Source organism: Pseudomonas sp. DCA-1 (genome assembly GCF_046523955.1).
GTDB classification, from domain to species: Bacteria; Pseudomonadota; Gammaproteobacteria; order Pseudomonadales; family Pseudomonadaceae; genus Aquipseudomonas; species Aquipseudomonas putida_Y.
Genome location: NZ_CP169881.1, coordinates 2477910 through 2492282, shown reverse-complemented (window position 1 = coordinate 2492282; position 14373 = coordinate 2477910). Strand labels below are relative to the sequence as shown.

General features: G+C 56.7%; 14 protein-coding genes and 3 pseudogenes. 12 read left to right on the top strand and 5 right to left on the bottom strand.

Features of this window, described 5'->3' with window-relative positions; genetic code table 11:
- Positions 1-127: 127 nt before the first annotated feature.
- Positions 128-1180: a hypothetical protein gene (locus ACE4QZ_RS11700; RefSeq protein ID WP_223271202.1), complete on the bottom strand. Its 1053-nt coding sequence runs from the start codon at positions 1178-1180 to the stop codon at positions 128-130.
- Between the two features lie 443 nt (positions 1181-1623).
- On the opposite strand from ACE4QZ_RS11700, the gene ACE4QZ_RS11695 reads away from it, so the two are divergent.
- Positions 1624-2280, top strand: coding sequence for a hypothetical protein (locus ACE4QZ_RS11695; RefSeq protein ID WP_103444527.1), 657 nt, complete (start codon positions 1624-1626; stop codon positions 2278-2280).
- Entirely contained in the window at positions 2277-3491 is a 1215-nt protein-coding gene (locus ACE4QZ_RS11690; protein WP_103444528.1) for an XRE family transcriptional regulator, read from the top strand. The genes ACE4QZ_RS11695 and ACE4QZ_RS11690 overlap by 4 nt, the downstream gene beginning before the upstream one ends.
- Positions 3492-3952: 461 nt before the next feature.
- Here ACE4QZ_RS11690 and ACE4QZ_RS11685 read toward each other — a convergent pair whose 3' ends face one another.
- A complete protein-coding gene (locus ACE4QZ_RS11685; protein WP_103444529.1) occupies positions 3953-5626 on the bottom strand; it encodes a DUF262 domain-containing protein in 1674 nt (557 codons plus the stop codon).
- A gap of 99 nt (positions 5627-5725) precedes the next feature.
- Between ACE4QZ_RS11685 and ACE4QZ_RS11680 the strand changes: the two genes are divergently transcribed.
- Positions 5726-5986, top strand: coding sequence for a hypothetical protein (locus ACE4QZ_RS11680; protein ID WP_103444530.1), 261 nt, complete (start codon positions 5726-5728; stop codon positions 5984-5986).
- 342 nt (positions 5987-6328) lie between these two features.
- Here the strand turns inward: ACE4QZ_RS11680 and ACE4QZ_RS11675 are convergent.
- Positions 6329-7158, bottom strand: a pseudogene (locus ACE4QZ_RS11675) (IS5 family transposase); the annotation flags it as partial.
- Between the two features lie 363 nt (positions 7159-7521).
- Between ACE4QZ_RS11675 and ACE4QZ_RS11670 the strand changes: the two are divergent.
- The 6 genes from ACE4QZ_RS11670 to ACE4QZ_RS11645 all read left to right on the top strand — a co-directional run bounded on the left by ACE4QZ_RS11670 (position 7522) and on the right by ACE4QZ_RS11645 (position 10717).
- Positions 7522-7839: a type II toxin-antitoxin system PrlF family antitoxin gene (locus ACE4QZ_RS11670; RefSeq protein ID WP_027915519.1), complete on the top strand. Its 318-nt coding sequence runs from the start codon at positions 7522-7524 to the stop codon at positions 7837-7839.
- Positions 7839-8300, top strand: coding sequence for a type II toxin-antitoxin system YhaV family toxin (locus ACE4QZ_RS11665; protein WP_103444531.1), 462 nt, complete (start codon positions 7839-7841; stop codon positions 8298-8300). The genes ACE4QZ_RS11670 and ACE4QZ_RS11665 overlap by 1 nt, the downstream gene beginning before the upstream one ends.
- Positions 8301-8623: 323 nt before the next feature.
- A complete protein-coding gene (locus ACE4QZ_RS11660) occupies positions 8624-8941 on the top strand; it encodes a type II toxin-antitoxin system PrlF family antitoxin (RefSeq protein WP_021782330.1) in 318 nt (105 codons plus the stop codon).
- Positions 8941-9369: a type II toxin-antitoxin system YhaV family toxin gene (locus tag ACE4QZ_RS11655; protein ID WP_028697233.1), complete on the top strand. Its 429-nt coding sequence runs from the start codon at positions 8941-8943 to the stop codon at positions 9367-9369. The genes ACE4QZ_RS11660 and ACE4QZ_RS11655 overlap by 1 nt, the downstream gene beginning before the upstream one ends.
- 224 nt (positions 9370-9593) lie before the next feature.
- A complete protein-coding gene (locus ACE4QZ_RS11650) occupies positions 9594-10172 on the top strand; it encodes an NAD(P)H-dependent oxidoreductase (RefSeq protein WP_209966493.1) in 579 nt (192 codons plus the stop codon).
- A gap of 161 nt (positions 10173-10333) precedes the next feature.
- On the top strand, positions 10334-10717 hold the full coding sequence (locus ACE4QZ_RS11645) for a MerR family transcriptional regulator (protein WP_279934968.1): 384 nt from the start codon (positions 10334-10336) through the stop codon (positions 10715-10717).
- Positions 10718-10800: 83 nt separating this feature from the next.
- On the opposite strand, the pseudogene ACE4QZ_RS11640 reads toward ACE4QZ_RS11645, so the two are convergent.
- A pseudogene (locus ACE4QZ_RS11640) lies at positions 10801-10992 on the bottom strand (hypothetical protein); the annotation flags it as partial.
- Here ACE4QZ_RS11640 and ACE4QZ_RS11635 point away from each other — a divergent pair.
- Positions 10991-11194: pseudogene (locus tag ACE4QZ_RS11635) on the top strand (IS630 family transposase); the annotation flags it as partial. The pseudogenes ACE4QZ_RS11640 and ACE4QZ_RS11635 sit on opposite strands and share 2 nt — an antisense overlap.
- 28 nt (positions 11195-11222) lie before the next feature.
- Here ACE4QZ_RS11635 and arfB read toward each other — a convergent pair.
- A complete protein-coding gene (gene arfB / locus ACE4QZ_RS11630) occupies positions 11223-11636 on the bottom strand; it encodes an alternative ribosome rescue aminoacyl-tRNA hydrolase ArfB (RefSeq protein WP_021782324.1) in 414 nt (137 codons plus the stop codon).
- 253 nt (positions 11637-11889) lie between these two features.
- On the opposite strand from arfB, the gene ACE4QZ_RS11625 reads away from it, so the two are divergent.
- On the top strand, positions 11890-13722 hold the full coding sequence (locus tag ACE4QZ_RS11625) for an AAA family ATPase (RefSeq protein WP_274101575.1): 1833 nt from the start codon (positions 11890-11892) through the stop codon (positions 13720-13722).
- 2 nt (positions 13723-13724) lie between these two features.
- Positions 13725-14360 carry a 4Fe-4S single cluster domain-containing protein gene (locus ACE4QZ_RS11620; RefSeq protein ID WP_279934967.1) on the top strand — a complete coding sequence of 212 codons (636 nt, stop codon included), beginning with the start codon at positions 13725-13727 and terminating at the stop codon, positions 14358-14360.
- Positions 14361-14373: the final 13 nt, after the last annotated feature.

The following is a 14373-nucleotide window of genomic DNA, read 5'->3' as shown; positions in this document are numbered from 1 at the left end:
ACTTTGTAGCAGTCCGAACACAAATGTACTCCTCACTGCTAGCCAACTGCGACGCTCACAAATTCTCGATATTCCCCGAACCGCTCAAGACCTGCACACCACGCTAGAATGAGATCGCTTCCCCACCTCACGTGGTGATGAGTACCCGTTCGCCCTGCACCGTGACTAACCCCACCTCCGTGCGGATATCAAGATACTCATAGATCGCACGGACTTTGCTCACGAAAGCTGCGTCGCCACTGAGCAGAACATTGGTGAATATCGCCGTAGACGCATGCGCCGCATCGCTGATTGACGCGATGTGACGGTTTTCCTTGTCTAGACGGCTATCAGGGTTGTACCCAATGACGTTGAGGACGTTATAGATGCTAGTCACTTTCTCGAACCGGTAGAGCTCGCGACCATGGATCGGACTGGCTGAAATGCCGAGGAAGTTTTCGATCGTGAACCCTCTGTCCTTGTAGCCGTCAAGGTTCTGGTAACGTGCCCAGATTTTCTTGATGACATTGGGCGCTTCAATGTTGTTCAGTTGCACGGGCCCCGCCCCAACTGCTTCACGGTACCCCTGGATACCAGATTTCGCACCCGATTCATCGATGTGCTTGGTCATCTCCTGCGCCGACAGTTGCGTGGCCTTTTCGTACGCCCTTTGGGTGATCTCAATATACTGATCGGCTGCAGCGACCAGTTCCGGATGTGTGTCCGCCAAGGCTGCCGCTCCGTCAGCGACCATCTTCATCAACCCTTTGAATGCCTCCGTTTGTTCGGCGGCGATGTCCTCAAAACTGTTGTCTTTGCGTCCACCGAACATCTTCAGAGTGGTCTGATGAGCTGAGGCAAGCATCTGATCGAAGAATGGTGCAGTAGCGACGTACTGCTCAAAGGCAGCTACGGGAGGCGTTGAGGCGAGAAACATCTGCCCTGTCGGCTGGAACGCGCTATCAACGTCATGCTTGAGGATCATGGCATTGAACCTGGACAGAACCTCCAAGAACTTGTCAGGCTGCCCACTGCGTTTTATCTCCCGCAGCGTATGGTCGGAATATACGATCTGAAAGTCTTTGGAGAACTGGGTGAAAAACGCCGGATCTCTCTGCTTAACGGCCAGATCGATTACATTTTGATCAAAGTAGACCGTGGGTCTACCGTTGTACATAGGCCATTCTTGCTGCTCATCCATACCCTTACCCCTCATCCTTTATTAGCGCGTCTGCCGCGCAACCCTAGCCGTAGACCTCAGTGGGAGGAAGCCCAAGCCTTCCAGTCAGTCATTCATATCATGAAAAACCGTCGTGGTTATGGATGACGCGGAGGGTCGTTAGACACCTCATAAATAAAGCGATTGCAAATGGTCACCGGCAAGCCGCACAGCGGGCCAGCGCACAAAGCCCAGCGCACGTCCTTCATAACCCACCCGCAAACCACTCGACGAGCGCTCAATTTCGCATCAGCAACATACCCACAATGACGATTGTGAACGCAACAACGCTAAAGCTACTGCCTCACGCCCTCGCTTGGAGCTCTGAATCAGCCTCTAAAATTCACAAATATCGATTCCTCACTATTCACGCGAAATTTTTTTAAGGTATAATCCCGCCATTCGAAATCCGAGAACCTCCATTCATGACCAAAACCCGCCAACCCACCATTCCCGAGCTGTTGATTCACCATGTCCCTCGCAACCTTGCCATGGGTATCGAGGACGCATTTGAAGCAGGTGCGCTCCGCGCGTACCTGGATACTAAAGACATGGACGACAACCACCGGAAGAATGCGCTGGGACAGATGCGGGCCTTCCGCATGAACGAGTCCTTTGAAGAGACGTTGCGTGCCGCCGACGCAGTCCATACGCCCCTCAAGGGTAACGGAGTCGTCTTGGGCCACGCCGGCATCTTCAAGTTCGGTCGGGTGAACATGTGCTCCACGCTGTGGAACAACATCCGACGGGGTGCTATCCGACGGCAGCTTGCAGAGGCAAACCAGGCCATGACGCAGCTGGTTCAGCCATCACTTTTTGCGCCGGAACCTATCACCTCCGGTACGTTCTTTTTCGTAGCGTGCTTCAGCGGCTCACTGACCCAACTGCCCGAAGCGCCTCTGGAAATTCACATCGCGGTGCCAGATGCGAAAATGAAGGGTTGGCTTTTCCGAGAGCCTTTGAGTAAGTTCCTCGCTCGTTACGATGAAGCATCTGAGCAAATCGACAAGGCGAAGCCGAAACTCAAAACAGGCGTGCTCGAAACGGGCCTACCCGAAACAGGAAAACATACAGAATCATGAGTCGTGGAATCACAGGGTTTGAGTCGGGGCGGCTGGTACAAGCGCTCGCGGCTCGCGGCCTTTCTCAAGTCGCACTTGCAAGCATGGTGGGGGTCTCCCCTGCCACGATTAGCAAGTGGAAAACTGGGCAGCAGTGTCCCGAGGCCGAAGCCTTGGCCAATCTCTCCAAAGTCATCAATGTTACCCCGGAGTGGTTCACCCGCCCTTTACCTGAGAAGTGCTCTCTTCCCTTGTTCCGAAGCAATGCCTCGGCGCATGCCAGCGCACGAACAATGCTCGAAGCACGCCTTGAATGGGCGCAGGACATCGCAATTGCGCTGGGTGAGTTCGTGGACTTTCCCGATGTGAACCTGCCCAAGCGTACCTTCAAGGATCCTGAGCAGATCACCAATGCCGATATCGAAGAAGCTGCCGATGAATGTCGCGAGCTTTGGGGCCTGGGTCGACGTGCAATACCTGACCTGGCAATGGCGGTTGAAGGCGCCGGCGTTATCTTGGTGCGCGAGGAAACCGGCGTTGCAACCATCGAGGGGCTGTCGGCATGGAGTGAGGTGTTGAACCGCCCACTCGTGCTGCTTTCCGCTGACAAGCAAAACGGCTTCCGCAGTCGCTTCGACTTAGCTCATGAGCTCGGCCATCTGATCTTGCACAAAGGAATTGAGCGGTCGACTGACCCTGTTCGTCACAAAATGATGGAAGACCAGGCGCACCGTTTTGCGGGTGCTTTCCTGCTGCCTGCAGAGACGTTCGCCGCCGAAGTCAGGAGCCCAGTTACCCTCGACAGCCTATTGTTGCTCAAGCAACGCTGGGGCGTTTCTGTGGCTGCCATGGTCATGCGCCTCTGGGCATTGAAGGTGATCGATGATGATGCAAAGGGTCTGCTTTTCAAGCGTCGCTCAGCTCGCTGGGGCGTCAAAGCGGAACCAGGTGATGAAGGTCGCGCACCTGAACAACCTCGCCTCCTCAAACGCACCATCGAGCTGTTGGCCTCCTCAGGCGTTTTGCCTGTGAACGGCGTCGCTGCCTACATCGGGTTAGCAGCAACGGATATCGAGATGCTGACAGGCTTGCCCAACCGCTACCTCAGTGGCATTGCTGAAGTGGTGCACTTGGCCAAGCTTAAGAGTAACAGTACCTCCGTGACTCCCGTGACTGTTGTTCACAACGCACCAGACGCAGGGATAGTGGTTCCGTTCAATCGCGGCAAATGATTGCTCACGGAGGCCAGTCTTGGCCTCCGCTGTTCAACCCCCTCAGGCGCTGATGTGGCATGTAGCTTGGCAAATACTGCCCAAGCGCCGCTGGCCTCATCTCATGCACTCCTGCCGGTCTGACTAACCCAGAGCCATCTGTTCGGCTTGGCATATCATCCCCTAGCCCCAAGCCAATGCCGCGATTATCCAGAACCTCGTAACCTACATTGATCAGATAGGGTGAACAGAAATGGGACGCAAGTGGCTCACTCAAGAGCGACGGACTAGATAACAGCATCTCTTCTTTGCGAGAAAATGGAGGGCTGTTGCTGGTGGACTGGCCTGTGATCCCATCCAGCGCAGCGATCTAACTTCATACTACGCCTCCATCGGTCGCCGCATTTCTCAGTCCGGCCTACGCAGTCCACATGGGGGTTGCGATTACCTCCAAGGTGGACTTCACGTGACTTACACCGTGATCAGTCGGCCCATTCAAGCCTGATGAAATCCTCGATGCTTTTTGCCCGAGCTAAAACCATATCTTCTGTCCAAGAACCAGCCTCATGAAGCTGGTGGCCGACATGGATCGTTGCAATCAATCCGCAGCTTCGGTAGACGTCGATCTTTTCAACTGGAGGCTTCGCTTTGAGTGAAGAATTTGTTCCAGGTGGCAGCATCGTTAAATTCCCGAGGTGATGCGTCCACTCGGCGCCACTGCTTTGTGGCGCAATATGTTCGATGGAGTTAGCGGCATCCTGCTCCCATATCTTGCCCCACTGACTCTCATTGAGCTTCTGCCCCGCGAGCTTTGCCAGGTGCTCGTCATAACGGTTCAGCACATAGCGGAGCTGATTTTGCCAGCCTTCGTAGCTGCTTACCCAATCAATATTGTTCAAGACCTCGTCAATCGAATAACCTTTGGAGAGTTTTTCTAGCCCACTGAGAATTTGGTCTTTATCCAGGTTGCTGCGGTAGATTTCATAACCAAGACGGATGTATTCTCCAACCTTGTGACGGCTATCCCGGCCCGCCAGCTCGTAGATTCTGAACGTGGCGCGTTCCCATTTACCCAGCAGCTTGTGCTCTGTCTTCTTGTCGAATTTCCTCAGGAGGATCGCTGCTGCGACAAACCGAGCATGCACAATCCGCGTTACAGCCCGAAGGCGCGGGTCTCGGAACAAGCGTAGGTTCGCTTGAACTACAGCCTCGAGTTCATGACCAACCTCGGCAATCGTTCTTAACTGCGTGCCCGCCTTCAAGGTGAGCAGTGCGGTCGAGTCTGCTTCACTGGGAATCCGATTGGGTCGCGCGTCAGAGGCCCATGCTCCTGCGAAGCGGAGAGCTTCATCTCCGATTCGTGTACTGTCTTCCAGCGAGCGGTAAATACCCCGCCAGACATCTTGCATCTCAGACACCGCCTCATCGCGAGTGCCACCCTCAACGTGCTCGAAAATGAGTGCCATCAGCTGGCTTTTAAGCTTATCGATCCATTTGACATCCAGCCCACGGCTATTAAGAACCTCGAAGACTCGATATACCGTAGCCTCTTCAGAGATCTCATGGTAAATGATCGTGAGCTTATTCCTGATGGTCACCAACAGCTCAAAGATAGTATCCCCACGAGCCAACCATTTGCTCACAAAGAGCTCGCAGTCACGGGCAGCATCCACCAAATTCTGATCTGCAGCAGTTTTTGCTGAGCCTTCCTCCACCACCCCCTTTCGGATGTAGTTGGTGAAAACCTGACTTGCGTCATGGTTTGTCTGGAGCAGAATCAGGGAATGGTCGTCTCCCTTTATAAGCAGCTCACCTAGCTCCCGTCGCACTTTGGCTTGCGTAGCATCATCGTTGTCTAAAGCTTTCTCAATCGCCTTCATCAGGATGATGAGCGTCGTTACACGTTGTTGACCATCCACCAACTCGACAGTCTTGAACTCATCAACGCCGATAAGGCGGGTTTCTTTCTCCTTGGCCAAGGCGACCAAAGTAGCCATGAAATGCTCCCGACCAGATCGAAATGCCTCCTCGATGTCGCCGAAAAGGTCTTTACGCTGGCGAGATTTCCAAGAGTATGCACGTTGGTATTCTGGGATTCGAAAAAGCCTGCCCTCAAGCAAACCAGCAATCTTGAGGTGTAGAGGATTGAGCTTCATGCGCGTTCCTTGCTGTAGAAATGATGAGATAATAGCCATTAGCCATTAAAAATAGCTAGAGCTCACCCTGCCAGCTCTACCTGACAGAAGGAACACGACATGAGTCTACGTACCAATGTATTGGATGCAGTAATCGACGGTCACCTTGGCAAAGGCCTCGTTGTTACGAGGCAAGCTGTAGTCCAGTTTTTCAGCGACGTTGCTGAATCCTACACAGGCGTCTTCCTATCCAATTCTGAGATGACCACTGGCGTTAGCAGCCCAACCTATGATCACTTCACGCAACGGATTGGGGTAGGCACTTATCGCATTCATCCTCAAGCGCTTTTGGTTCGTATGACTGAAAGAGGGTTGGCTTAGAATTCCTTGGTCTCGCCGACAATGGCTACCGATCGAGTGGCCATACTCGCCTTGTACGGCTGGTAGTCGATGACGGTTTTATACAGGTGCTCAGTTTCATCACGGAGGCTTTCGATCTCCTCTGCGGGTCCCCCCCTCCAGCGCTTTCTGGTTGGCCCAGACGACTTGGTGACATTGCCAGAAGACTGAGCACTCCGGAGGAGTACATCTGTACTCCTCAAGCCTCAGCCTCTGACTGATCAGCGCAGGTACTCAGATCAACCTTCTGCCCCGCTGACCCGTGTTACGGCGAACCTCACCGCACATCTTCGACAATTCCCTCAGCGCCGGCATTGATACATGCTTGATCACACGGAATGGATGTTCAACCTTCGCTCGCGTCTGCGCTTTGACCTTCTCGATCTTGCGTCTGGCTTGGTAGAGCATGCTGCGTTTGCTCAAGTGCTTGTAGGTGCTACGGCGAGCGGCAATCTGCCAGATCACCGGCCTTCCTTCATGCTCTGGCCGCTTCTCCATGCCGGTATAACCCGCGTCGGCACAGATAACATCTTCATCGCCATGCAACAGCTGAGCGACCTCCGTTACATCGGCCACATTCGCCGCTGTGCCGTGGACGTGGTGCACCAGGCCCGACTCAGCATCGGCACCGATATGCGCCTTCATGCCGAAGAAATACTGATTAGCCTTTTTTGTCTGATGCATTTCAGGATCGCGTTTACCTTCCTGGTCGAACTGGGTGCGTGGATGATGGTTGCGTCGACAATGGTGCCCTGGCGCAACGACAGGCCCTTGTCTCGCAGGTAATTGTTGATGGTTTCCAGAATCCCCGACGCCAGTTGGTGCTTCTCCAACAGGTGCTGGAAATTCATGATTGTCGTGTCTTCGGGGATCGGTGCACTGAGCGTCAGCCGAGCCAACCGGCGCATCGAAGTGATCTCGTACAGCGCCTCTTCCATGGCTGGGTCGCTCAACGAGAACCAGTTTTGCAGCAGGTCGATGCGCAGCATGGTTTCCAGTGGATACGGCTTGCGACCACCGCCGGCCTTTGGGTAATGCGGCTCGATCAATGCCAGCAAACCGCTCCACGGTACCACCTGCTCCATCTCGGCCAGGAACCGCTCGCGACGGGTTTGCTTGCGCTGACCGGCGTACTCGCAATCGGAAAAGCTCATCTAACTCATGGGATGGGGAGCTTGTAGAGGGCTGTTGGACGGAGGGCTATTTCAGCACAGGTCAGACGGCCTGTGCTGACTTGATCGGAGAATCCCTTGCGGGAGAACAGGTGAGCCCATCCAGTTCATGTCCTTCAAGTTCCCTGATCCTTAGCACCTGGGACTTCTCTTGGTTGCGCTACAGCGCAATACTGCTGGCCATCTGTCTTGAGCCAATGGAAGCATCGTGTCCCTGGAAGTGGTGTAACTCATCTTGCGGCGCTATTGAGCGTCCTCCCCGCCTATGCTTGATCAGCAGAAAACCAGATTGACCGAGTAAGGATTATTCCTTACCATCCGATCAATACATCCGGGAGAACACTCATGCCTGCCATCCACGAAATCGCCACGTTGACCTCTAAGGGACAGGTCACACTGCCCAAATCCGTTCGCCAGCTTTTGGGCATTGACACTGGTGGCAAAATTGCATTCGACGTGCGCGGGGGTGAAATCGTGGTCAGCCGCGTAGAAACCACCCACGAAGACCCTGCCATCGGTGCGTTCCTGGGTTTGCTGGAGGCTGATATCCGAGGCGGCCGCAACCTCACCACTCTGCCGGAAGACTTGGCGCAAACCCTGCTCGCCAACGCAAACCACCCTGTAAACCTGGACGAAGATATCGATGGTGAGGTCGCGATCTGATGCTGCGACATGGCTGGACACTGTTGTTCCATGAAGGTGTGACTTTACAGCTACGCAAATTGCAAGAAGCCGCCGCCCGGGCTGAGCAGAACGACCCGCAAGGTTTTGAGAGCAACGCCAACGTCAAGCTGTTTCGGGCATTGAGCCATCTGATCATGGAGGCCGTGCCTGCCGACCCGGGCCGTGATGAGTTCCGCCAAGGCAACACGCTGGGCACCGCCTACCGACATTGGCGGCGAGCAAAGATCGGTAGGCGCTTTCGGCTGTTCTTCCGCTACGACTCAAGATCCAAGGTCATCGTCTATGCATGGGTCAACGACGAAAATACCCTCCGGTCTGCAGGCAGCAAATCCGATCCCTACGCCGTATTCGAGAAGATGCTGGGGCGCGGCAACCCTCCTGATGACTGGGACGCGCTGACTGCTGCGACGCTTAGCGACTGGGACGAGCCCAAAGCATAAGTTGTGCAAATGGGCGAGGGAATTGCACGTTCTGCGCCAGCCCCGGGGCGTCCACTGTAATCCACTCGCAGCTGCTGTAAAAAGGGGTACATCTGCGGGTACAAATCCAATTTCTCATTCATAACCATTTGATTTATATGAATGTCCAAATGTTCTTTGGGGACCCTGAGAGCCTTTAGAGGATCGTGTCCCTGGAAGTGATGTAACTCATCCTGCGGCGCTACTGAGCGTCCTCCCCGCCTATGCTTGATCAGCAGAAAACCAAGATTGACCGTGTAAGGATTATTCCTTGCCATTCAATCAATACATCCGGGAGAACGCTCATGCCTGCCATCCACGAAATCGCCACGTTGACCTCGAAGGGGCAGGTCACAGTGCCCAAGTCCGTTCGCCAGCTTTTAGGCCTCGACACGGGTGGCAAGATCGCATTCGACGTACGCGCCAAGGAAGTCGTGGTCAGCCGCGTAGAAACCATCCATGAGGACCCTGCCATCGGTGCGTTCCTGGGTTTGCTGGAGGCTGATATCCGAAGCGGGCGCAACCTCACCACCCTGCCGGAAAACCTGGCGCAAACCATGCTCGCCAATGCGGGCCACGATGTAAATCTGGACGAAGATATCGACGGTGAGGTCGCGATCTGATACTGCGACATGGCTGGACACTGTTGTTCCATGAAGGTGTGACTTTACAGCTACGCAAATTGCAAGAAGCCGCCGCCCAGGCCGCGCAGAACGACCCACAAGGTTTTGAAAGCAACGCCAACGTCAAGCTGTTTCGGGCATTAAGCCATCTGATCATGGAGGCTGTGCCTGCCGACCCGGGCCGTGACGAGCTCCGCCAAGGCAACACGCTAGGCACCGCCTACCGACATTGGCGGCGGGCGAAAATCGGTAGGCGCTTTCGGCTGTTCTTTCGCTACGACTCAAGGTCCAAGGTCATCGTCTACGCATGGGGCAACGACGAAAATACTCTGCAGTCCGCAGGCAGAAAATCCGATCCCTACGCCGTATTCGAGAAGATGCTGGACCGCGGTAACCCTCCTGATGACTGGGACGAGCCCAAAGCATAAGCTGCGCGACTGGGTGAGGGATTGCACGTTCGACTCCCCCCCTTGGTGCTTCCACTGTAATCCACTCGTAACGCACATTGCGTTTCTGCGCCCCCTCATTCGACGGTTTGCCGGGCGACACCCGAGTGCTGCTGGACTGTCTGTCTCTACCACTAACCGGCAAGGCTTGACTCTACCGTAAGGGGCAGACTTTACCCTTGGCACTTCATTACCCGGAGTTTGTCATGAAGCGCAAACGCATGCTCGTAATCCTCGGCCACCCTTCGAACAACAGCTTTTGCGGCGCTGTGTCCGAACGTTATGTCGAGGCCGCCACGCAAGCAGGCCATGAGGTGCGCCTGCTGCGCCTGGACACCCTGGATTTCGATCCGGTCTTGCACGATGGCTATAACCAGATCCAGTTGCTTGAGCCCGATTTGATCGACGCACAGAACGACATTACCTGGGCCGAACACCTGACATTGGTGTACCCGATCTGGTGGGGCGGCATTCCGGCGTTGCTCAAGGGGTTCTTCGACCGCGTGTTTCTGCCCGGTTTTGCCTTCAAGTACCGCAAGGGCTCGCCCTTCCCGGATAAGCTGCTCAAGGGCCGCACGGCTCATCTTTTGGTGACCATGGACACGCCGCCGTGGTACTACCGGTGGGTGTATCGCATGCCGGGCCTGCACCAAATGCGCAAGACCACCCTGGAGTTCTGCGGCATAAAACCCCTGAAAACCCTGACCTTCGGTCCGGTATTGGGCTCCAAGCCGCAACAGCGCGAAGCCTGGCTCAAACAAGTCCAGGCAGTCGCCAGCCGCTGATCGGCCCCGGTCGGGCCGTGCCCCTGCGCTGCGCAGCCGAGCCTCCCTGCTGTGACACCTTGTCCAGGCTTCCCACACCCTGATGCTCGTGCAAAGATGTCGCGCGCCTGTACGAGCACGCGACATCTTTTCGCTTCTGATGCGTCAAAAAAGGGACTTTCATGTACATCGGCAAAGCGGCCCAGCTGTCGGGCACCACCGTCAAAAGCATTCGACATTACGAAGAAATCGGCCTGCTGCCCCCACCGCAGCGCGAAGGCAAGTACCGCATCTACAGCCAGCAAAGCGTAGAGCTGCTGACCTTCATCAAATGCGCTCAGCAACTCGGTTTCAAACTCAAGGAAATGCGGGCCATTCTGCAGGATCATCACGACCAGGAGCTGCCCTGGGATCTGGCCATGCAGGCCATCGATAACAAAAAGCAGGAATTGATGGGGCAGATCCAGACATTGCAGCAAGTGCATGACGGCTTGGTTGAGTTTGAGCTGAGCCTCAAAGATGCTCAGATGCAATGCCAGTTCGAACACCTGGAAAGAGCCCGCTGAATCCACTCCGCTGCCCCTGAACGGCCATAGCGCACGGTGCCGTTTTCAGCAGGCAGGCGCCCCGGCGATTTAGCCTGGCACAGCCCCCCCGGCTGCTCACCCTCTTGCACTGCTGGCTGCGGCACAATCGCGGCAAAGAACCACGGCGAAATCAGTGTGACCAGCAAAATGCTAATGAAGCCGCCGGATGACAGCGCCAGTATCACCAATACACCCAGGTCAATGACGGGTTTGTAGGCGCAGAACAGTAGCGCGACAAAGCCCATCGAGAAGATGAATCTGGTTGAGCGGTTTTTCTCAACGCTGAGCGAGAAGTGAATCAAGCGGCAGGCACATGTCAGCGTTAAGGATCTGGAGGCGTCGATCGAGTACTACCTGGAAACCTACAACCAGAACCCGAAGCCATTTCGGTGGCACAAGAAGGCCGAGGACATCCTTGCCTCAGTCGCTCGCGCGGCGCGAGCGCTGGGCAAATGATTTTCAGCGGTATTTGTGAAACACCACACTAGAACTCCACCTTGCCCCGCCCCATCTTGATAGTGCTGCGTCTGGCTTTTCCTTCGAGCCGGCGGGTCTTCGAGCCGAGGGTCGGCTTGGTGGGGCGGCGTTTTTTCTCGGTCTTGCCGGCAGCGATGATCAACTCGGCAAGACGCGCCAGTGCGTCAGCGCGGTTCTGCTCCTGGGTGCGGTACTGCTGGGCCTTGATGATCAACACGCCGTCACCGGTGATGCGACTGTCACGCAACCCTAACAGCCGCTCCTTGTAAAACTCGGGCAGCGACGAGGCCGGGATGTCGAAGCGCAGGTGCACCGCGCTGGACACCTTGTTGACATTCTGCCCGCCCGCGCCTTGCGCGCGAATGTATGTCAGTTCGATGTCGGCATCCGGCAGATGCACGTTATTGGTGATGGTCAGCATGACATGGCCCTTGTAATTGCCCCCCATTATTACAGCCTGCGCCGCTATCCCATAGCACCACACACAGTTCCTTGAATCAGCGCCGAAGTCTACCATTGCTGACCTCATGCACTTGTCTGGTTGCCATCCTCGGTATGTATCGAGGCATTCTTGAAATGCTGCCCTACAACGCGCTGAACTTTCAGACGGCAATACTGGAAAATACGCGCAAGGACCAATACCCTGCCAAGGATCCAACCTAGACGAGTTGATCATGTCAGGGACTACACCGTTTCAAACCCCGCGCTGGATGCGTGACCTCGTCCGCTTCCTGCCACTGAAAAGCCAATTCGTCCTGTCGGGCAACATCCGCGACCTCCAGGCTTGTGAGGTCGTTCCTGGCACGGTCACGGCCCAGAGCTTCAACCAGACCCTGTGCAACGCCTTGCTCGACACCGGCTATGGCCATGTGCTGGCTTGGGACCCGGTGGCTGGTTTTCGTGTGCTTGGCAAGCCCGGCAGCGACCCGGCACCTGGCCAAGCCCTGCTCCAGGAACTCGGCCTGACCCCGGTGAACGGCGCCGCGTCTGCGGGTATCGACCTGCTGGCCGCCACCATGCAGCGGCTGCTGGCCCGCACCGATACGCCTGTCGCCCTGATCATCGACTTCGCCTCGCGCCTGGCGGTACGTAGCGATTCCCTGAACGCGGCCGAGCATCAGCTGTTCACTCAGGCCTTGGTGCATGCCCACCAGGCGCGCAGCAGGCCCCAGCCACAAACGCGCAAGCCATTCTTCAATACGCTGCTGTGGCTGGTGGAGAAAGAAGGCGACCTGCCGGACTGGCTGCTGGTCGACAACCCCCGGATTCGCCACATTCCCGTCTCCAAACCTGACCAACTGGCCCGCCGCGCCCTGGCGCCGGCGCTGCTCAAGGGGCTCGCCGGTAGCCAGGAGGCGAGTCAGGACGCGCTCGCTCAGGCTGCGGACGCCTTCGTACAGAATACCGAGGGCCTGCTGCTGCTCGACCTCAGCGCCATCGCGCAACTCGCACGGGTCGAAGGTGTGCCCATGGTGCAGATCGCTGATGCCGTGCGCCGGTATAAAGTGGGTGTCACCGAAGACCCCTGGCTGCGTATCGATCGCCAGCGCATTCGCAAGGGCGAAGAACTGGTGCACCAACGGGTAAAAGGCCAGGACCACGCTGTGACCCACATGCTCGACATCGTCAAGCGGGCGATGACCGGCGTCGGCGCCAGCCGCAAGGGTAACCGTCCACGTGGCGTAGCCTTCCTGGCTGGGCCGACCGGGGTGGGCAAGACCGAGCTGGCCAAAACCATGACCAGCCTGCTGTTCGGCGACGAAAGCGCTTATATCCGTTTCGACATGTCGGAATTCAGCGCAGAGCATGCCGACCAGCGCCTCATCGGTGCACCACCCGGCTATGTCGGCTACGACGTCGGTGGCGAACTGACCAATGCGATTCGCGAGAAACCCTTCAGTGTGGTGCTGTTCGACGAAATCGAAAAAGCCCACCCGCGCATCCTCGACAAGTTCCTGCAAATTCTTGACGACGGCGTACTGACCTCCGGTCGCGGTGACCGGGTGTACTTTTCCGAGGCACTGATCGTGTTTACCTCCAACCTGGGCATCTACCGCCTGGGCGAGAATGGCGAGCGCGTTGCCAACGTGCTGCCGGGTGAGCCCTACGAGCAGGTTCGGGAGAAAGTCCACAGCGAGATCGACCGGCATTTCAAGCAGGTGCTCAATCGTCCGGAGATCCTCAACCGTATCGGCGAGAACGTCATCGTGTTCGACTTCATTCGTGAAGCGGTCGGCCAGCAGATCTTCGAACAGATGGTCGACGGCACCTTCAGGGACCTGCAGCAGCAGAAACTGCACGTGGCCATCGCCCCTGAGGCACGCCAGGCATTGCACGCTTTGTGTCTGCACGACCTGTCCAACGGCGGCCGTGGCATCCGCAACCAGCTCGAGGCGCATCTGCTCAACCCGCTGGCGCGGGCCTTGTTCGACCAGGACGCTCAACCTGGCGAGCATTTCACCATCAGCCGTCTGGGTGTCGGCGGATTGACCCTGGAACGTCGCTGACCATGGAACTGAGCCTGTCCCGTGTGCACTTCCCGATCACCACCCTCGGCCCAGGTCGTCGCCTGGGCATCTGGCTTCAGGGCTGCAGCATCCGCTGCCCCGGCTGTATTTCCGCCGACACCTGGGGGCCAGGCAAGCGCCGTGTGGCCATCGCACAGTTGCTCAAACAACTGATGCCCTGGCTGGCCGAGGCTGAGGGCATCACCGTCTCCGGCGGCGAACCCTTCGACCAGTTCCCCGCCCTGCTTGCCATGCTCCAGGGGCTTCGCCAGTCGAGTGCACTGGACATTCTGGTGTACAGCGGCTACTCGCTGGAGCAACTGCAACCCCAACTGCAACAAGCCGAAGGCCTGATCGATGCGTTGATCAGCGACCCCTTCGACCAGCGCAGCGAACAATCCCTGGCCTTGCGTGGCAGCGACAATCAGCGCCTGAACCTGCTGACCCCGCTCGGCCATGAACGCCTTGCCAGCTACCAGCGCCCCCTGCAACCCACTGACCAGGCCCTTGACCTGATGTTCGACGAGAACGGCAGCGTGTGGATGGCAGGGATCCCTCGGCGTGACGACGTACTGCGTCTGCGCGACCTTTTGAACGCGCAAGGCCACCAGGTTAGCACCAGCGCGCACCGCCCCTGACCGGAATTCGCCC